This window comes from Rhizobium sp. RM (assembly GCF_013390595.1).
Lineage (GTDB): Bacteria > Pseudomonadota > Alphaproteobacteria > Rhizobiales > Rhizobiaceae > Agrobacterium.
The window spans coordinates 556085-574222 of record NZ_JACAWV010000022.1 but is presented as its reverse complement, the minus strand read 5'-3'; the positions used below and the strand labels follow the sequence as shown (position 1 = coordinate 574222).

At 57.4% G+C, this 18138-nt stretch carries 20 protein-coding genes and 3 tRNA genes; 13 read left to right on the top strand and 10 right to left on the bottom strand.

Features of this window, described 5'->3' with window-relative positions; all coding sequences use genetic code 11:
* The first annotated feature begins 21 nt into the window (after positions 1 to 21).
* From sufD to sufA, 4 genes are all read left to right on the top strand, one after another.
* Positions 22 to 1293: a Fe-S cluster assembly protein SufD gene (gene sufD, locus HWX89_RS19345; RefSeq protein WP_138793859.1), complete on the top strand. Its 1272-nt coding sequence runs from the start codon at positions 22 to 24 to the stop codon at positions 1291 to 1293.
* Positions 1286 to 2536, top strand: coding sequence for a cysteine desulfurase (locus HWX89_RS19340; protein WP_138793858.1), 1251 nt, complete (start codon positions 1286 to 1288; stop codon positions 2534 to 2536). The genes sufD and HWX89_RS19340 overlap by 8 nt, the downstream gene beginning before the upstream one ends.
* 23 nt (positions 2537 to 2559) lie before the next feature.
* The gene (locus HWX89_RS19335) at positions 2560 to 2943 is read left to right on the top strand and encodes an SUF system Fe-S cluster assembly protein (protein WP_138793857.1); all 384 of its coding nucleotides are present in this window, start codon (positions 2560 to 2562) and stop codon (positions 2941 to 2943) included.
* A gap of 113 nt (positions 2944 to 3056) precedes the next feature.
* Positions 3057 to 3446: a Fe-S cluster assembly scaffold SufA gene (gene sufA / locus HWX89_RS19330; RefSeq protein ID WP_138793856.1), complete on the top strand. Its 390-nt coding sequence runs from the start codon at positions 3057 to 3059 to the stop codon at positions 3444 to 3446.
* Between the two features lie 199 nt (positions 3447 to 3645).
* Here the strand turns inward: sufA and HWX89_RS19325 are convergent, their stop codons facing one another.
* From HWX89_RS19325 to HWX89_RS19315, 3 genes are read right to left on the bottom strand one after another with little or no spacing between them, the layout of a single operon-like run.
* Positions 3646 to 4854 (bottom strand): ABC transporter permease, encoded by a 1209-nt coding sequence (locus HWX89_RS19325; RefSeq protein WP_138793855.1) that lies wholly within the window; start codon positions 4852 to 4854, stop codon positions 3646 to 3648.
* Complete coding sequence (locus HWX89_RS19320) at positions 4844 to 5563, bottom strand: ABC transporter ATP-binding protein (protein WP_138793854.1); 720 nt, start codon at positions 5561 to 5563, stop codon at positions 4844 to 4846. The genes HWX89_RS19325 and HWX89_RS19320 overlap by 11 nt, the downstream gene beginning before the upstream one ends.
* 14 nt (positions 5564 to 5577) lie before the next feature.
* Positions 5578 to 6873 carry an efflux RND transporter periplasmic adaptor subunit gene (locus HWX89_RS19315; protein WP_138793853.1) on the bottom strand — a complete coding sequence of 432 codons (1296 nt, stop codon included), beginning with the start codon at positions 6871 to 6873 and terminating at the stop codon, positions 5578 to 5580.
* Positions 6874 to 7127: 254 nt separating this feature from the next.
* Here HWX89_RS19315 and HWX89_RS19310 point away from each other — a divergent pair, with 254 nt between their 5' ends.
* A complete protein-coding gene (locus HWX89_RS19310) occupies positions 7128 to 7280 on the top strand; it encodes a hypothetical protein (RefSeq protein WP_178340841.1) in 153 nt (50 codons plus the stop codon).
* Between the two features lie 254 nt (positions 7281 to 7534).
* Here the strand turns inward: HWX89_RS19310 and HWX89_RS19300 are convergent.
* Positions 7535 to 7611 (bottom strand) — tRNA-Pro (locus HWX89_RS19300).
* A 267-nt stretch (positions 7612 to 7878) separates the two neighbouring features.
* On the opposite strand from HWX89_RS19300, the gene HWX89_RS19295 reads away from it, so the two are divergent.
* Positions 7879 to 8184 carry an ETC complex I subunit gene (locus HWX89_RS19295; RefSeq protein ID WP_138793851.1) on the top strand — a complete coding sequence of 102 codons (306 nt, stop codon included), beginning with the start codon at positions 7879 to 7881 and terminating at the stop codon, positions 8182 to 8184.
* A 33-nt stretch (positions 8185 to 8217) separates the two neighbouring features.
* Positions 8218 to 8294 (top strand) — tRNA-Arg (locus HWX89_RS19290).
* 133 nt (positions 8295 to 8427) lie between these two features.
* Here HWX89_RS19290 and HWX89_RS19285 read toward each other — a convergent pair.
* Positions 8428 to 9573, bottom strand: a complete 1146-nt coding sequence (locus HWX89_RS19285; RefSeq protein WP_138793850.1) for a ceramide glucosyltransferase — start codon at positions 9571 to 9573, stop codon at positions 8428 to 8430.
* Positions 9574 to 9780: 207 nt separating this feature from the next.
* On the bottom strand, positions 9781 to 10050 hold the full coding sequence (locus tag HWX89_RS19280; protein WP_138793849.1) for a DUF982 domain-containing protein: 270 nt from the start codon (positions 10048 to 10050) through the stop codon (positions 9781 to 9783).
* Positions 10051 to 10236: 186 nt separating this feature from the next.
* Here HWX89_RS19280 and HWX89_RS19275 point away from each other — a divergent pair, with 186 nt between their 5' ends.
* Complete coding sequence (locus HWX89_RS19275; RefSeq protein ID WP_138793848.1) at positions 10237 to 10485, top strand: BON domain-containing protein; 249 nt, start codon at positions 10237 to 10239, stop codon at positions 10483 to 10485.
* A 44-nt stretch (positions 10486 to 10529) separates the two neighbouring features.
* Here the strand turns inward: HWX89_RS19275 and HWX89_RS19270 are convergent, their stop codons facing one another.
* The gene (locus tag HWX89_RS19270; protein WP_138793847.1) at positions 10530 to 11000 is read right to left on the bottom strand and encodes a DUF192 domain-containing protein; all 471 of its coding nucleotides are present in this window, start codon (positions 10998 to 11000) and stop codon (positions 10530 to 10532) included.
* Entirely contained in the window at positions 11000 to 11578 is a 579-nt protein-coding gene (locus HWX89_RS19265; protein ID WP_138793846.1) for a cold-shock protein, read from the bottom strand. The genes HWX89_RS19270 and HWX89_RS19265 overlap by 1 nt, the downstream gene beginning before the upstream one ends.
* 203 nt (positions 11579 to 11781) lie before the next feature.
* Between HWX89_RS19265 and gloA the strand changes: the two genes are divergently transcribed.
* Positions 11782 to 12222 (top strand): lactoylglutathione lyase, encoded by a 441-nt coding sequence (gene gloA, locus HWX89_RS19260; protein WP_138793845.1) that lies wholly within the window; start codon positions 11782 to 11784, stop codon positions 12220 to 12222.
* Positions 12223 to 12381: 159 nt separating this feature from the next.
* Positions 12382 to 13614 (top strand): YcbK family protein, encoded by a 1233-nt coding sequence (locus HWX89_RS19255; protein WP_138793844.1) that lies wholly within the window; start codon positions 12382 to 12384, stop codon positions 13612 to 13614.
* 313 nt (positions 13615 to 13927) lie between these two features.
* Here the strand turns inward: HWX89_RS19255 and HWX89_RS19250 are convergent.
* Positions 13928 to 14003, bottom strand: a tRNA-Lys gene (locus HWX89_RS19250).
* 183 nt (positions 14004 to 14186) lie between these two features.
* Here HWX89_RS19250 and HWX89_RS19245 point away from each other — a divergent pair.
* A complete protein-coding gene (locus tag HWX89_RS19245) occupies positions 14187 to 14933 on the top strand; it encodes a cytochrome c biogenesis CcdA family protein (protein ID WP_138793843.1) in 747 nt (248 codons plus the stop codon).
* A 37-nt stretch (positions 14934 to 14970) separates the two neighbouring features.
* Entirely contained in the window at positions 14971 to 15909 is a 939-nt protein-coding gene (locus HWX89_RS19240; protein WP_138793842.1) for an AEC family transporter, read from the top strand.
* Here HWX89_RS19240 and HWX89_RS19235 read toward each other — a convergent pair.
* Positions 15893 to 17101, bottom strand: coding sequence for a UbiH/UbiF family hydroxylase (locus HWX89_RS19235; RefSeq protein WP_138793841.1), 1209 nt, complete (start codon positions 17099 to 17101; stop codon positions 15893 to 15895). The two genes, HWX89_RS19240 and HWX89_RS19235, sit on opposite strands and share 17 nt — an antisense overlap.
* Before the next feature lie 209 nt (positions 17102 to 17310).
* On the opposite strand from HWX89_RS19235, the gene pcsA reads away from it, so the two are divergent.
* Entirely contained in the window at positions 17311 to 18036 is a 726-nt protein-coding gene (pcsA, locus tag HWX89_RS19230) for a phosphatidylcholine synthase (RefSeq protein WP_138793927.1), read from the top strand.
* The last annotated feature ends 102 nt before the right edge of the window (positions 18037 to 18138 follow it).

The following is an 18138-nucleotide window of genomic DNA, read 5'->3' as shown; positions in this document are numbered from 1 at the left end:
AGAGGCCAGGAGGTGATGTCCATGAACATTCAAGCTACCAACCGGCTGACACCCGCTGAAAGCGCGCTTGTCGATGCCTATACCGCCAAGTTCAGCGAATTGCCGGGCGATGGTGCGGTGGTTGCCGCCCGTGACGTGCTGTTTGACGATCTGAAGACGGGTGGTCTTCCGACCCGTCGTATCGAGGCATGGCACTATACCGATCTGAAAAGCCTGCTGCGCGCTATCCCCGAGGATGCGCCGGCACCCGTGATCGAAAAGCAGTCTCCTGCCGTTGCCGGTTCTTCCGTTGCCTATGTGCTGCATGGCGCATCGGCGCTCGGCAAGATCGAGGGCGTGACGGTTTCGAGCTTTGCCAACAACCTGCTAGACGGTTCGGCTGCGGCCGGTCTTGCCGAAGCCAGCAAGGATGACGCAATCGGCCGTATCAACGGCAGCTTCGTTCGCGACGGTCTGACGCTCGATATTCCGGCGGAAGCCGACATCGAAAAGCCGATCGAATTGCAGGCCGTTCACGGCGCTGGCCAGGTGCACAGCCGTTTCCCGGTCCGTTTCGGCAAGGGTTCCAAGGCAACGATCATCGAACGTCACCTGTCGGTGACTGATGGTGCGGCTTTCGTTTCGTCCGTCAGCGACATCGTTGTCGACGATGGTGCGGAAGCAACCTGGATCATTCTGCAGCAGCAGGGTGCAGCCGATATCCATCTTGGCCAGCTCCGCATCAAGCTGGGTGCCGAAGCCAAGCTTCGCCTGTTCATCATCAATGCCGGCGGCAAACTGGTACGCCAGGAACTGCGCATCGATGTTGAAGGTGAGGGCACGGATCTCACCGTTCGTGGTGTCAACCTGCTGGGCGGCGAAACGCACACCGATGTGACCATGGTTCTCGGCCACAACGTGCCGAACACGACCTCGACGGAAATCTTCCGCAACGTCGTTTTCGACCGTGCGAAGGGCATCTTCCAGGGCATGATCCGGGTTGCGCCCGATGCCCAGAAGACCGATGCCAAGATGTCGTGCAACACGCTGCTGATGTCTGACGATGGCGAGTTCTCGGCCAAGCCGGAACTTGAAATCTTCGCGGACGACGTTCAGTGCGGCCACGGTGCGACGGTTGCCGATATCAGCGACAACCACCTCTATTACCTGATGGCGCGTGGCGTGCCGAAGGCAAAGGCACGGGCAATGCTCGTCAACGCTTTCGTGGCCGAGATCGTCGAGGAACTGGAAGAAGAAAATCTGGTAGAGGCGCTGGAAGAAATCATTTCCGGCTGGCTGGAAAATCATGCCTGATAGCGAACGCGCCGTCGTAGCGGCCCCTTATGACGTTGAAGCCGTGCGGAAGGATTTTCCGATCCTTTCGCGCGAGGTCTATGGCAAGCCGCTGGTCTATCTGGACAACGGCGCGTCCGCACAAAAGCCGCAGGTGGTCATCGATGCCGTTTCGCATGCCTATGCAAACGAGTACGCGAACGTCCACCGCGGCCTGCATTTTCTTTCCAATGCGGCAACCGATGCTTATGAGGCGTCGCGCGAAAAGGTGCGACGTTTCCTGAATGCCGGCTCGGTGGACGAGATCGTGTTCACCAAATCCTCGACCGAGGCGATCAATACGGTTGCCTACGGTTACGGCATGCCGAAGATCGGCGAGGGCGACGAGATCGTCATCTCGATCATGGAGCATCACTCCAACATCGTGCCGTGGCATTTCATTCGCGAACGGCAGGGCGCCAAGCTGGTCTGGGTGCCGGTGGACGACGATGGTGCGTTTCATATCGAGGCTTTTGAAAAGAGCCTGACTGAGCGCACCAAGCTCGTTGCCATCACCCACATGTCGAATGCGCTCGGCACGGTCGTTCCGGTGAAGGAAATCTGCCGCATTGCGCATGAGCGTGGCATTCCGGTTCTGGTTGACGGCAGCCAGGGCGCTGTGCATATGCCTGTCGATGTGCGCGATATCGATTGCGACTGGTATGTGATGACCGGCCACAAGCTTTACGGCCCATCGGGTATCGGCGTGCTTTACGGCAAGGCCGACCGCCTGAAGGAGATGCGGCCGTTCCAGGGTGGTGGGGAAATGATCCTCGACGTGTCCGAGGACACGATCACCTATAACGATCCGCCGCACCGTTTCGAAGCGGGTACGCCACCGATCGTCCAGGCGATCGGCCTTGGTTACGCGCTGGATTACATGGATGGTATCGGTCGCGCTGCGATTGCCGCGCATGAGGCCGATCTGGCCGCTTATGCCACTGAACGGCTGCAGTCGATCAATTCGCTGCGGATCATCGGCAATGCGCCGGGCAAGGGCGGTATCTTCTCCTTCGAACTCGAAGGAATCCACGCCCATGACGTGTCGATGGTGATCGACCGTCGTGGTGTTGCGGTACGTGCCGGCACACATTGCGCCATGCCGCTCTTGAAACGCTTCGGTGTGACCTCCACATGCCGGGCGTCGTTCGGACTTTACAACACGCGCGCAGAGGTGGACGCTTTGGCGGATGCTCTCGAATATGCACGCAAATTTTTTGCCTGAGATCAGGATCGAGGATCAGGATCATGACTGCCGAAGCCACTGAAAAAAAACTGGATGCGCCCGAAGTTGCGGAAAAGGTCTCGACCATTCCGCCAGACGAGTTGGCGCGCCTCAGCGACGACGTGATTGCGGCGCTCAAAACCGTGTACGATCCGGAAATTCCGGCTGATATCTTCGAACTCGGCCTTGTTTACAAGATCGACATTGAAGACGACCGGATGGTGAAGATCGTCATGACGCTGACGGCGCCCGGTTGCCCGGTCGCTGGCGAAATGCCCGGCTGGGTGGAAAATGCGGTCGGCGCCGTTGAAGGCGTGTCGGGCGTTTCGGTTGAAATGACCTTTGATCCGCCGTGGACGCCCGACCGCATGTCGGAAGAAGCGCAGGTCGCTGTCGGCTGGTATTGAGCCGCTTGCCAATTTTGACAGGCATCGTCCCTTGATGATGCCTTCAGCTACGATTAAATTCGAATCCATCGAGCATCGAGCCTTGAACTCGATTGTTGAAGGAGAATGAGCCCATGGGCTTTGCAGTTATGACCATGACGCAGGCTGCGGCCTCGCGTGTCAAAGCAATCACCGAAAATTCCGGTCCAGACGCCAAAGGCGTGCGCGTCGGCATCAAAAAGGGTGGTTGCGCCGGTATGGAATATACCATCGACCTCGTGACCGAGCCGGATGCGAAGGACGATCTGATCGAATTCGATGGTGCCAGAGTCTGGATACAGCCATCAGCCGTGCTTTATCTGCTGGGAACGCAGATGGATTTCGAAGTCACGAAAATGCGCTCCGGCTTCACCTTCAACAATCCCAATCAGACCTCTGCCTGCGGCTGCGGTGAATCGGTCGAATTGAAGCCCGCCGATCTGGCTGCTCTGGCAAAACAGCGCGAGGCTGCTGCAAGCATCTGATCGTTTCAGCCATTGTGTAAAAAAAGCGCCGCTCTGACGGCGCTTTTTGATTCAGGCTGCAGCGCTGCTTAAACCGTACATCGTCGTTCCTGGCTTGATCGGCGTTCTCTCACGTCCTTGATCGCGAGAGACGCGGGCAAGGCCGGGATGCGGAAATACGCGTCCCTTTTCAAAACTGACACCGCATCAAATGCCAGGTTCATTCGTGCCGCAAGGCTTCGATCGGGCTCAGGCTTGCGGCGCGTCTCGCCGGGAAATAGCCGAAAATCACGCCGATCGCCGCCGAAAAGGCGAAAGCCAGGACAATGATCGACGGGCTGGTGACGAAGGGGACGTTGAGGAAGGTGACGACGGCATAAGCAAGGCCAAGGCCGGTCAAGATGCCGACAATGCCACCGAAGGCCGACAGCATCACAGCTTCCACCAGAAACTGCGTGAGGACCTGCTTTTCCAGCGCGCCAATCGCCAGCCGGATGCCGATTTCGCGGGTTCTTTCCGTGACCGACACCAGCATGATGTTCATGATGCCGATGCCACCGACCAGAAGACTGACGGCAGCGACGGCGCCGAGAAGACCTGTCAGCAGCGTTGTCGTTCCTGTCATGGCAGAGGCGATTTGCGTCATGTCGTTTACGGAGAAGTCGTCTTCGCGGCCAATGCCGATGCGGCGGCGTTCGCGCAGCAGGCGCTCCAGGTCCGCCTGGACCTTGGATGTCGAAACGCCGTCCTGCGCCGAGACCATGATAGAGGAAATCGTTGTCGTGCCGCCGATGCGCCGCTGATGGATCTTGAGCGGCATGATGATGGTGTCATCCTGATCGTCGCCCAGGCCGGATTGGCCTTTTCGCGCCAGAAGGCCGATGACCGGGCAGGAAATGTTGCTGACCCGGATGGTCTGGCCAACGGGATTTTCCGCACCGAACAATTCCTGTCGCACGGTTTCGCCGATGATGCAGCCGATCTGGCCGCCACGATCTTCCGCCGGCTGGAAATCACGCCCGCGTGCAATCGTCCAGTCCTGAGCAATCAGGTAATCGTTGGTCGTGCCGATCACGCTTGTCTGATGGTTCTTGCCGCCGAAAATGACCGTTGCCGCAGAGCTGCGGTTTTGCGGCGCGACGGCGCGCACGCCACTGATCTGGTTTCTGATGGCTTCCACATCGCGATCATCGAAGCGCTTGGCTTCGGTGCTGGCACGGCCGGGGCCAAACTGGCCTGGGCGGACGAACAGCATGTTGGTGCCGAGGCGCGACAGTTCAGATTTTACCTGTGCCGTCGTGCCATTGCCGATCGTCACCATGGCGATAACGGCGGCAACGCCAATGACGACGCCAAGAACGGTCAGGAAAGAGCGCAGCAGGTTGCGGTTGATGGCGCGCAACGCAAGTCTGGACGTTTCAAGAAACATCTGTCGTCTCCTTTTCCGTCACGGCGCTGTCGGAGGCAAGATGGCCATCAACGAAGCGCAACAGCCGCTTGGCGTGGGCAGCAATGTCTTCTTCATGCGTCACCATCACCACCGTGATACCTTTGTCGCGGTTGAGCGAGGTGATCAGTTCCATGATCTCATTGCTGGTCTTTGTGTCGAGATTGCCGGTCGGCTCGTCGGCCAGAAGAAGAGCAGGGCGGGTAACGATGGCGCGGGCAATTGCCACGCGCTGCTGCTGGCCACCGGAAAGCTCCTGGGTGGTGTGATCCTCACGGCCTTTCAGCCCGACCTGTGCCAGCGCTTCCATGGCGCGTTCACGCCGTTCGGCTGCCTTCATGCCGCGATAGACGAGGGGCAGTTCGACATTTTCCACCGCCGAAGTGCGGGCCAGAAGGTTGAAACCCTGAAAGACGAAACCAAGCATATGGCGGCGCAGCAGTGTCAGATGTTCGTTGTCAAAGCCGCTGGTTGGCACACCCTGAAACAGATATTCACCCGCCGTCGGTGTATCGAGACAGCCGATGATGTTCATGGATGTCGATTTACCTGAACCGGACGGACCCATGATCGCGACGAACTCATGCTGGTGGATCGACAGGCTTACGCCATCCAGTGCGCGGATCGTCGCTTCGCCACGGCCGTATTGCTTGATGACATCACGGAATTCGATGAGCGGCGGTTGTTGCATGACGTTTTCCTCTGTCAGCCGCTGTTGCGTGCAGATGCGTCCGTAATCACCAGGTCATCGGCCTTCAGTTCGCCGGATTTTACCACAGTGTGCTGGCCATCGGTCGAGCCGGTTTCAATCGATACCGATTCCGGGTTGTTGTTGCGCAGCACCCAGACCGTACGTTTTCCAGCCGCGGCCTCGCTGGCGCCGCGGTTTTGCGGACGGCCCATGCGGGGCGGGCGGAAAAGGCTCATCAGGCCGCCGCCACGGGAGGCGGATTCACGCGGCGGGGTATAGCGAAGCGCCGAGTTCGGCACCAGCAACACATCCTTCACGTCTTCAACGACGATGTTTGCGGTCGCCGTCATACCCGGGCGAAGCAGAAGTTCCTCATTGTCGACCGTCAGAATGCCCTTGTAGGTCACGACGTTGGAGACCGTTTCCGAGGCAAAACGCACGGTTTCGATTTCTGCGGGGAAGCTACGGTCGGGATAGGCATCCACATTGAATGTGGCCTTCTGTCTTGCCTCGACTTTGCCGACATCAGCCTCATCGACGGATACCTGCAATTCCATGTGGCGCAGATCGCCGGCAATGGTGAAGAGAACGGGCGCGTTGAGGGAGGAGGCGACGGTAGCACCCGGATCGACATCACGGGTCAGGATCACGCCATCGATCGGCGAAACGATCTTGGCCTTGCCGAGATTGACTTCAGCCAGTCTCAGATCCGCCTCGGCGGAAAGCACGGTCGCCTCGTTGACCTCTAGCGTGGCGGCTGCCGCATCGTGGCTGAACTGGGCTGCATCGAGATCCTGCTGGCTGGACACCCGGTTCTGCACCAGAGATTTCAACCGTTCGAGCGATGTCTTGGCGGAGCCGAGATCGGCGCGCGCCTTCAGCACGTTTGCCTTGGCGGAGGCAAGCTTGGCACGGGCGCTCTGCACGTCGGCTTCAAGTTTGTTCGTATCGAGTTCGGCCAGGATGTCGCCGGCCTTGACCGGCGAGTTATAAGTCACATTGACCTTGCGCACGGTACCGGACAGTTCGCTCGATATATCCACCTGATCCGTCGGCTGAACGGAGCCGGTGGAGGTGACGATTACCGCAAGATCGCCGCGTCTGGCAGCCTCTGTCGTGTAGCTATAGGCGACTCCAGCGGTCGCGGAACGATAATAATAGGCGCCTGCGGCACCCACCAGCAAAAGACCGGCGACGATGTAGATCGAGCGGCGCGATTTTTTCTTGCCCGACCGTGCAGAGCCGAGAATTTCTCGCAAATCGGGCTGGTTGTTGTTCGGGTTCGAGCCGTTACCGTCTGCTTCGCTCATTTTCATCACCTGGAAAACCCGAAATACCACGGTGGATTGTTTCCAGCCGTCTTTCTGTCTCGGATATTGCTGTTTCTATTCCTCTGATTGTGGGGAGTGGCACAGCTTGACGAAAGGGGGAAGTGAAAACTTGGTAATATTTCTTACAGTCGTCGATGCTTATAGATAAAATGAAACATGCCAGACATACGAGCTTACTTCGTTAGCCGGTTTGACTGGTGACCTCTGAAAAATAATACGCAGGACATGAGACAATGAACGACAACGTGGTGCAGTTCCGCAAGCCGAAGCCACCGAAACAGCCGCGCAAGCCGCTTGGGCCGAATGCCAAAAAGGCGCTGACGATTGCTGCTATCGTTCTCTTCTTCGCCGCGACTTACGGCTACTTCACATTTGTCGGGCAGTGAACCTGCCCGAAACACTTTGCCTGTCAGCATTGTTCGAATTGCCGTGGCGCATGACGTTACGGCAATTCACGGGGAGATTTTGCTCTGCGTCGATCCTGCTGATCGCGGCAAGGTAGGTGACAATACCGGCCTGTGCTGCCGACTGCTGCAACCGTGAAACCGGCGCACGCATTTCCTGCATCTCTCTTGTCGAGAGTCATCAAGCCTAACTTTTGATTTTTTGGGAAAAGCCAATCACATCAACAAGATGTTGATGGTCGGAGTGGAGAGATTCGAACTCCCGACCCTCTGGTCCCAAACCAGATGCGCTACCAGACTGCGCTACACTCCGCCGAAGCGATGGGTGGGGAGATACACGGTTCATCTCGATACCGCAACAACAAAAATCGACTTTTTCCACATTGTTTCATTGTCAGCAGAAACCATCGTGCAAATGCGGGCCATACAACAGAATCGAATGGCCGCTGGCGGCTTGACTCTCACATGGAGTCGGTCCATTCCAGATTTATCGTACATGACACGATTTGGTTACGTCGTTCCTGTACGCCAATAGTCGTTAAAGGGTAAAAGCCCGTCGTCTCACCGGAGTCGTTTCGAAATGTCTGCGAAGATCTATCGCCCTGCAAAAACAGCCATGCAGTCCGGCAAGGCGAAGACGAATATCTGGGTTCTGGAATTCGACGCCGAGGTTCCGCGCAAGATCGATCCGATCATGGGTTACACCTCCACGTCCGACATGAACCAGCAGGTCAAGCTGACGTTCGAAACGCAGGAGCAGGCGGAAGCTTACGCTCAGCGTAAAGGTATTGAATATCGTGTTATCCAGCCGAAGGAAGCGACGCGTAAGGTCGTGTCCTACACGGACAACTTCCGCTTCACCCGCACGCAGCCCTGGACGCACTAAAGATTATTTGACGCCGAACTCAATCGGCGTTTCGGCCCCTTAGCTCAACTGGATAGAGCAACTGCCTTCTAAGCAGTAGGTCGCAGGTTCGAGTCCTGCAGGGGTCGCCACCATTTTCCGAAGTTTCTGATTGTATGGCCCTTTTCTGTGCGTCCCTGAAATGGCGTGAGGAAAAGGTCGTTTGCATTTGGCTCGGCTTCTGCAGAGCCTGAGCTTTTGTCGGCGCTTCTCGAGAGATTGGTCTCACCGTTCGCTTGACGGGCCTGCCAGCGTGCTCTCCGCTGTGCCGATCGTCATGACGTTACCGCGCCAGGCGACCGGTGCACCGATCCAGCTTCGCGCCCAGATCAGCGGCATGGTGAGATCGCGGACGATCATGGCGGGCAGGGTGTAGAAAGACACTGGCCAGCCATTCAGCAGCGCAAGCATCAGTTCCGGCCCATACATGATGGCGATCACCGCAAGCGTCGTTGCAACAAGGTCAATATCGGCAAGGCTTGCGGCGATCAGTGAAAGCACCAGCGGGGGAAGTGCGCCCGTCAGGATCTCAGGTGCGAAATATTGCGGGAAGGTCACGCGGCGCAATCTTGCCCATCGTGTCTGCCGGGACCAGATTTCGGCGCCACGGCGTTCTCCAAGCGGTTGCTCGAAGGGGGAGGAGACCAGACGGACCTTGAGACCGGCCTGTCTCACAAGCTTGGTCGATGCGGCGTCTTCGGCGATTTCTGCTGCCAGAGCACGAATGCCGCCGCGCGATTCCAGCATTGGCTTGTTCCACAACATCGACTTGCCCTGGGCAAAACCCATGCCGATGGCTTCCGCCGCATATTGCCAGCGGGCCTGTGAGCCATTCAGGAAGGCGCACTCCACATGTGCCCAGAAGCCGTCCGGGCGGGAGCCGAGAGGTGGCGAGCAGACAAGACCCGTATCGTTCTGCCAGGCCGACAACAGCTGCTCGATGTAATTCTCAGGCATCAAAACGTTGGAGTCGGCGAGAATGACCCAGTCATGGTGCGCTTCGCGCCAGCCCTTGACGCAATTGTTCAGCTTCGGATTGGCGCTGATCCGGTCATCGCCAACAAGCAATTGCGCCGGAACCATGGGAAACGCGGCTTGCGCCTTGCGGACTTCCTCGATGACGGGATCGAACTCGTCAGCCACACAAAACAGCAGTTCATAATTCGGCCAGTCGAGCTGGAAGGCGCGGGCGAGGGTGAGCGGCGTGAAGTTTTCGATACCGCGCAGGGGAATCACGACGGAGACCGCCGGTTTTTGGCGGGTGAGTTCGTTTCCGCCGCCTGGTCGAGAAAGACGCCAGCCTGCCAGACCGATGCCGAGGAGATTGAAAGCCAGAAGCAGAGCTGCGCAAAAGCCAAAGACTGTTTCCATGCCGTACAGTTCCACTCCCGAGATTTTCACGGCGCATTGGCCGGGCGATTCCATGGAATTCGTCTCTGCCGATTATAACGTTTGCGTGACAGCCACATGTCACACGGCATGCGCATCGCGCCCGTGAACGGGTTTCTCACAAGCCGTGTCTTCATGAAGATGCGAAAAGAGAAAAGAGCCCTTCATGACAGAAGGGCTATAGGCATGTCAGTGGACGTTCAGAATGTGGGCGTGACTGCTGGCAATCAGGAACGATTCCCGTGCCAATTCAATGTCACATCTTCCCGAAACTGCTGCCAGGCAGTTCTTCCGTGCCTGCGCATATTCCGGCCCGTGATCTTCCGGCCACCGGTACATCAGCATGTCTAGCGCCACCAAGGGGCTGTAGATTTCTACCGCTGCGGACAGCGGCAGGTGGATGGCCACCGGTTTCATCCACAGCGCATGGTGACACGGTTGCGTCTTGTCAATGAGCATAACCTCCTCCTTTCCTGCTACAGCCGCGAAATGCTGGCCTCACGAAATGGTTCCAGACCTTCGAAAATGTGATCGAAAAGGGGGTTCCAATTTTCCAAGATGAATGGAAGATGAACGAATTGATGAACCGGAGATGAACAAATCGGTTTTTGAGACGTTACTGTCCCTAGAGAAGGAGAACGCATCATGTTCAATCTGTCTGGTATACAGGAAAGCTTTTTCGGCGATCGCATGGCTGGCGTTTGCCAGGCGATCACATCCGCACTGGCATTTGAGTCCGGACTCGAAAAGTCGCAGATTTCGGCAATCGCCGAAAATGATGTGATCTATCTTGAAGGAACGGCTGATTCCGTTGAAGCGATCGATATCGCCATCAGCCTGGCTTCGTCCATGTCGACGTGCCGTATTCTGAGCCACGTCGAGCCAGTTTACTGAAACTCTTTTGCCGGGTGAAGATGCACCCGGCAGCCCATATCGGTTTAATTGCCGATCTGGCGGCTTCGAACGACATCGCCGGTCTTGATGCCGTAGCGTTTTGCACTGCCGCCATTCAGTTCAAGAACATATTTCACGGCGCCACGGGAGCTGATGATGGCTTCCGAATGTGGAACTGCATTTTCGTGAATGTGACTGATCTTGCCGTCGCGGCCGATGAACAGCATGTCGAGCGCGAGAAGGGTGTTCTTCATCCACATCGTCACATTGCGCTCTTCACCGAAGTCGAACAGCATGCCCTTGTCCGGAGACATCGTCTTGCGGAACATCAGCCCTTGCTGGCGCTGGGCATCGTCCAGGGCCAGTTCGACAGTAAATTCATGTTTCTCACCCGAAGCTGATTCGATTGTCAGCGTTTCGGTCGAGAATTTTTGCTGGGCGACGGCATTGTTGGCCGCAACAACAAAAAGAAGCGCCACAAAGGCGCTTCCCAACATGCGACGTGTCGCGATCATCAGTGCGCCATCCCGATTGGCGCCGGATTGTCCGGATGGATTTCCGCCGCCATCAGGCCCTTGTCACCATCACCGTAACGAACCAGAACGACCTGGCCGGGACGAAGCTCCGTGAGGCCAAAGCGGCGCAGCGTTTCCATGTGGACGAAAATGTCTTCCGTTCCTTCGCCGCGCGTCAGGAAGCCGAAGCCTTTCGTGCGGTTGAACCATTTGACGATAGCGCGCTCAAGCCCGCTCGACGGCGTGACCTGAACGTGAGTGCGCACCGGCGGAAGCTGCGAAGGGTGAACGGCTGTCGATTGATCCATCGACAGGATGCGGAATGCCTGAAAACCGCGGTCGCGCCGCTGGATCAGGGCAACGATGCGCGTACCCTCGAGAATTGTCTGGTATCCGTCACGTCGCAGGCATGACACGTGCAAAAGCACGTCCTGTATGCCGCTATCGGGAACAATAAAGCCGAAGCCCTTGGCGACATCGAACCACTTCACCACGCCGGTGATTTCGGTCAGATCGACGGCATCGCCCGAAAGGTCCTCGACATCGACTATCGTTTTCGATGACATCCTATCAGCCATATCCTGCCAACCCCTCGATTACGCGCCACACTATCGGTCAACTGATTCCTGTGCCGCAGATTAACATCTTGGTAACGGTTTTGCGCAAGCCCTAGTTTTTGATTTGCCCAAGTGCTTTTATGTTGCCGTCCTTGTCCGGGGCTTGCTTCCTGGCTGCAAAAGCGGGCGGGAATATCCCGGAATGCATATTGGAAGGGAATAAAATGCGGTATCTGCACACCATGGTTCGCGTCAAAGACCTTGGCGAATCACTGAAATTCTACGGCGATCTGTTCGGCCTTCAGGAAGTCCGCCGGATTGAAAACGAAAAAGGCCGCTTCACGCTGGTTTTTCTTGCGGCCCCCGATGATGTTGCTGCGGCAAAGGAAAACAAGGCGCCCTGCCTTGAACTGACCTACAACTGGGATAGCGAAGACTACAAGGGTGGTCGCAACTTCGGGCACCTCGCCTATGAGGTCGACAATATCTACGAAACCTGTGCGCACCTTCAGGCCAATGGCGTGACGATCAACCGTCCACCGCGTGATGGTCACATGGCATTTGTTCGCTCTCCGGATGGCATCTCCATCGAAATTCTGCAAAAAGGCGAAAGCCTCGCACCAGCCGAACCGTGGATATCTATGGAAAACACCGGCTCCTGGTGACGTAAGTTCTGGCCGGTCAGTGCGGTTTTTGCTGCTATTGCCTTGTCCCGACAGGATGAGGCATAGTCCGCGAATCGAAACGACATGTTCCGTTTTGGGACGACGCAGGCGATTCCGTTCCCGTGCTGCGGCTGGAAATACAAGATACGGAGGCCATTCATGAAGACTGTCGACGGCAAGAGAGGGCGCGCTTCCTGTCACCGCCTCGTCGTCGCGGTTTCGCTGCTCGGTCTGTCAGGCTGCGTTTCAGCCGTGACGGATGATGAGATGGCGGCCGACGTCAAAAAGCCGGAAGTTGTTGCAGAACAAAAGGTTGCGGCTGCCAATGGCAGCCCTGCCTCAAAGCAGCAGGGACATTATGTCGATCCGGCAATGGTCTCCGCAGCTGGTGCTGGCGCTGCGGCCGCAAATGCTCAACTCGCTCAACAACCGGAAGGTGCCCAGGGGCAGGTCTATGGCGCGCCGGCCGATATCGGCGGTCTTGTGACGCAACCCACGGGTATTTCGGCAGGCACGACGAGCATTTATTCCACGGGATCAGCCGCGACGGCTGCTGTCGCAGTTCCCGCAGGCACCGGCGCCCAGCCGAGCGCCGTTCCGGGGCAGAGAATCGTCCCTGCTGTCAGCAGCGTTTATTCCGCACCTCAGCAGGTTCAACAGCAGCAAGTGCCGGTGACGGCGGAGCAGCATTCGCAGAACAGCCAACCGGTGCCTGTGCCTCAGGCTGCACCGGAAGTGGCCGCGGCTGTGCCGGTTCCCGCTTCGACAGGCACGCCTAAGCCCGAAGGCTCGACCGACAGCGTGACGATGGCGGCATTTTTTGCTGGCGCCGCCAAAAAACGGCTGCCGAAAGCTTTGGAGGGCGGCCCTGCGGAAAGCAAGGAAGTGGCCGCGCTCCCAAATGGTGATGTCGATACCATGGGCATTGCGCTTTCCGGCCGCTCGATGATGTCGGATGAGTTCGACGATGCGCATCTTGATGAAGAAGACGACCAGCCGACAGGCCTGATGAAGCTTGCGTCTCTTTCCGGCCTGACGCGCATTGCACCAAACGGGCTGTTTCTCCAGACGGATCGTGTCGAGGTCGGATGCTTCAAGCCCGAACTCGTAAAGATGATCAAGGACGTCGAGGGTCATTATAACAGCCCGGCGATCATCACCTCCGGTTACCGGCCGCCAAAGGGCGTTCGACGCGGTTCCAAACATTATACCTGCGACGCGGCTGACATTCAGATCAAGGGTGTTTCCAAGTGGGAGCTTGCGACCTATCTCCGCTCGCTTCCCAATCGCGGTGGCGTTGGCACCTATTGCCATACGGAATCGGTGCATCTCGACACGGGTGAGCCGCGTGACTGGAACTGGCGCTGCCGCCGCACAGCTTCGCGAAAGTAATCGTCTACACCGTTTTATGTCGTTTGAGCTCTCTAATAGGGAGGGTTGGGAAGCGCGCGCGAAGTTTCTCAGGTGCGTCCTAGCTTATCTTAAAGCATGTACGACAATATTACCGGTATGTGTCGCGTTCCCATGAGGATAGCCGATGCGTGGCAGCCTTGAAGGCGTGTTGAAAACCGCTCTTTCCAGATGCTGAATTTTTCCGCTCGTCTGATGGCAGGCGGGCCGCATTTTTTGAAATTTGAAAAGCATGACCTAACGTTAAGCGAACGTTCGTGCCGTCTTCTATCTCACTGAAACTTCTTTGGAAAAGTGGTGAGAGCGCAGGGATTCGAACCCTGGACCTACTGATTAAAAGTCAGTTGCTCTACCGGCTGAGCTACGCTCTCCCGTGTGTCGGGCGAAGCGCCCTGCGGAAGTGGGCGGAACATAGGTAGAGCGACCTCTCCGGTCAACCCATAAAAAGCGCTTTTCACAATCATTCCGGTTTTTTTTGTCGCACCCGCAAAAAGGTGATTGGTGACAAGGCTTTGCTGGGGCTAAAAGCGGGCAGACGAAAGAGGAGCTTTTCCTTGTCCATTGCCGATATTTCCCTGTTCAGCGCCTTGCTGGCTGGTGCCTTGTCCTTTCTTTCCCCTTGCGTATTGCCGCTGGTGCCGCCTTATCTCTGTTATATGGCCGGTGTGTCCGTCGAGCAGTTCAAAACCCAGGACAGCGCGCCACAGCCAGAGATTCGCAAGGCGGTGCTGTTATCCGCCTTCTTCTTTACGCTGGGGTTTGCCACGGTGTTCGTGGCGCTCGGGGCAGGCGCGTCAACCATCGGCACCCTGCTGCGTCAGAATCTCGATATTCTGGCAAAGGTCGGCGGCGCCATCATCATTCTGATGGGACTGAATTTTCTGGGTGTCTTCAGGATAGGGCTGTTTTCGCGTGAAGCGCGCTTTCAGGGCAGTGGCAAGCCGGCCACGCTTTCCGGCGCCTACATCATGGGACTTGCCTTCGCGTTTGGCTGGACCCCCTGCATCGGTCCCGTCCTCGGTGCCATTCTCGGCGTGGCGGCGTCGCGCGAGACTGTGGGAGACGGTGCGACGCTGCTTGCCGTCTATTCGCTCGGCCTTGCCGTGCCGTTCTGGATCGCGGCCGGATTTTCCGGCTCCTTCATGCGATTCCTCGTACGATTCCGCCGTCATCTCGGTCTCGTGGAAAAGATCATGGGAACGCTTCTGGTCCTGACTGGCCTTGCGTTCATGTCGGGTTTCATCACCAATATGGCGATCTGGTTTCAGGAGACTTTCCCGATTCTGATGCAAATCGGCTAATCGGAATCTGCTCTGAATGATGTGAAGGGAGCAGGCCGTGGCCGCCATCGTGGGATTGTTGCTGCCGTTTTTCGGCCTGATCTTCATTGGTTATGTCGCGGCGCGCATCAGCAAACAGCCCATCGAAGCGATGGGCTGGCTCAATATCTTCATCATCTATGCCGCGCTACCGGCGCTGTTTTTCAAGCTCGTATCGAAAACCCCGGTCGAACAACTGGCGCGCATGGATTTTGTCGCTGCCAGTCTCGTCTGCACCTATGGCATATTCGTGCTGGTTTTCCTCATCGGCCGGTTCTTGCGGGGCAACAGTCTTGCTGAGACAACGATTCAGAGTTTTGCCGCAAGTTACGGAAATATCGGCTATATGGGGCCGGGGCTTGCCCTTCTTGCCATTGGCGAAAAGGCGGCTGTGCCTGTTGCGCTGATCGTCTGCCTGGAGAACGCGATGCACTTCATCGTGGCGCCGGCGATGATGGCTTTTTCAGGCGGCGACAAGCGCTCGCCGGCCAGACTCGCACTGGATGTAACGCGAAAGGTCTTGACTCATCCGTTCATCGTTTCGGTCATTGCCGGCTTTGCTGCTGCAGCCTTTTCGTGGCAGCCGCCGGAGCCTCTGCAGCGTCTCGTTGATTATCTGGCACAGTCGGCAGCACCCTGCGCGTTGTTCGCCATGGGCGTCACCCTGGCGCTCAGGCCGATGAAACGTGTACCCGTTGAAATCAGCTATATCGTGCCGGCAAAGCTGATCCTGCATCCCGTTCTGGTTTACGTCTTCCTTACCGCTCTCGGGCGGTTCGAGCCGGTCTGGATTTACTCCGCCGTTCTCCTGGCGGGCTTGCCGACCGCGACGAATGTGTTCGTCATCGGTCAGCAATATCATGTCTGGCAGGAGAGGGCGTCAGCCACGATCCTGATCTCGACCATTCTGTCGGTCTTTACGCTGACGGCCGTACTTTATTTCATACAGCCCTTTTAAGACCGCTCCATAACAGGGAGGGGAGTGCCTTCAGGCCGCGTCCGGGCTCGATACCCTCGCGCATGACAAGGCTGCGCAGAGGTCCGATGCCGGACAGCACATGCAATCCCGCTGCGCGCGCCACCTGCATGGGAAGCATATCTGAAAGCAGCGAGCGGTTCAGAAGATCGACGCTAAGGGTGCGGCTGTAGACATCGGCGCGCCGTTTGCGGTCGAACCGGCTTCCGGCATCCGCAGCGATCGGCTTGTCAGAGGTCGCGCCCAGCAGGTCCGTCAGAGCAATGATATCGCGCAGGCTGAGGTTCAGGCCCTGCGCGCCGATTGGCGGGAAGCCATGGCCGGCCTCGCCAACAAGCGCGACGCGCCCCTTGCCGAAATGATGCGCCGTCATCGATGAAAGCGGCCAGGCCTGAACGCTGTCTTCAACCGTGACGGTGCCGAGCATGGATTGCATGCGCTCTTCAATCCGCAGCCCAAGATCGGCCAGGGACAGAGACGTCAGCTCTTCAGCCTCGGCGGGTTTGACCACCCAGACCAGACTTGAGCGGTCTCCGGGGAGCGGTACCTGGGTGAAAGGACCAGTCGGTGTGTGAAATTCCGTCGAAATCTGCTCATGCGGGCGCGTGTGGGTGAAATTCAGTACGATTGCGGTTTGCGGATAGGACCAGGTTTTTACACCGATGTCTGCAGTTTCACGAACCTTCGAATTTCTGCCATCGGCGCCAATCAGGAATGCTGCGCAGACCGTTTCGCCGCTTTCCAGCGTCACCGAAACCCGGTCATTGCCGATATCGATCATTGCGGCCGTACCATCGAAACGGCTGATATTGTGCTCCTGCTCGACGGCGTCGTGCAGAACCGACAGCAGCGCTTCATTGGGAATGTTCCAGCCGAAGGCATCCAGGCCAATTTCGGAGGAGCGGAACTGAACGGTCGGTGCGCGCAGCAGACGATCCGTCCCATCGATGATCTGCATGGTCGAAAGACGTGCGGCGGAGGGGACGATGCGCGACCAGAGGCCAAGGCGATCCATGAAGCGGATCGACTGATCCATCAATGCCGTCGTGCGCCGATCCTTCCTTGCCGCCGCCGGGGCGACAAGCGCGACATGCCGTCCTGCGCGTGCCAGTGCGATCGCGGCGATCTGGCCGGCAAGTCCTGCACCTATGATGGCGATATCGAAGTCTCTCATGGTCGTGTGTCCATTCCTGTTACGCTGTCCAGCATAAAGGCTTTGTGGTCGCAAATCCACTTGCCGGATGATGCATTTGACGCCCTGGATATGCCGATATGCCAGCAATCCCCTTAGGATAAGAGGTATCAGGTGGTTGCAAAGCGTGGTGAATGGCCGCATACCGGAAGAATATCGAGGCGGATGAAAACGGGGCGCTGACGCTGACCATGAAACTTTTCAAGTACAAGCGTGTTCCGTACGCAGAAATCCGCGCCTTTTCCGTTCACATTCTGACGGCTTCCGGCTCCTTCCTGGCATTCCTGGGTGTTGTGGCTGCTGCCGAACATCGTTTCGTCGACATGTTCTGGTGGCTCGGTCTGGCGCTGCTGGTCGATGGTATCGATGGTCCCATTGCCCGCAAGGTTCGCGTCAAGGAAGTGTTGCCGAACTGGTCGGGCGACACGCTCGACAACATCATCGACTATGTGACCTATGTTCTCCTGCCCGCTTTCGCGCTCTATCAGAAGGGCATGATCGGCGAGCCATGGTCCTTCGTCGCGGCCGGCATGATCGTCGTTTCCAGCGCCATCTATTATGCCGACATGGGCATGAAGACGGATGAATACTTCTTCTCCGGTTTTCCCGTGGTGTGGAACATGGTGGTGTTCACGCTGTTCGTCATCGATGCCAGCGCCACAACGGCAATGGCGGTGGTCACGGTATCGGTCGTGTTGACATTCCTGCCGATCAATTTCCTGCATCCAGTCCGTGTGGCGCGGTTGCGGCCGCTCAACATGGCGATTTTCCTGCTCTGGTGCGCGCTTGGCGGTTATTCCTTGCTGATGCATTTCCAGACGCCGTCCTGGGCTGTGATCGGCGTTGTTGTCACCGGAATCTATCTTTACGTCATCGGCGGCGTATTGCAGTTTTTCCCATCGCTCGGCGCCAAGTAAAAAACCGCTAAGACTGTCTTTCAGTTGTGTAAATCCGGCTTCGTACCTTTGTTTTTCAGTTGTGCGCAGCAGCAAAACAGTTATCAATACCGGTTGATCGCA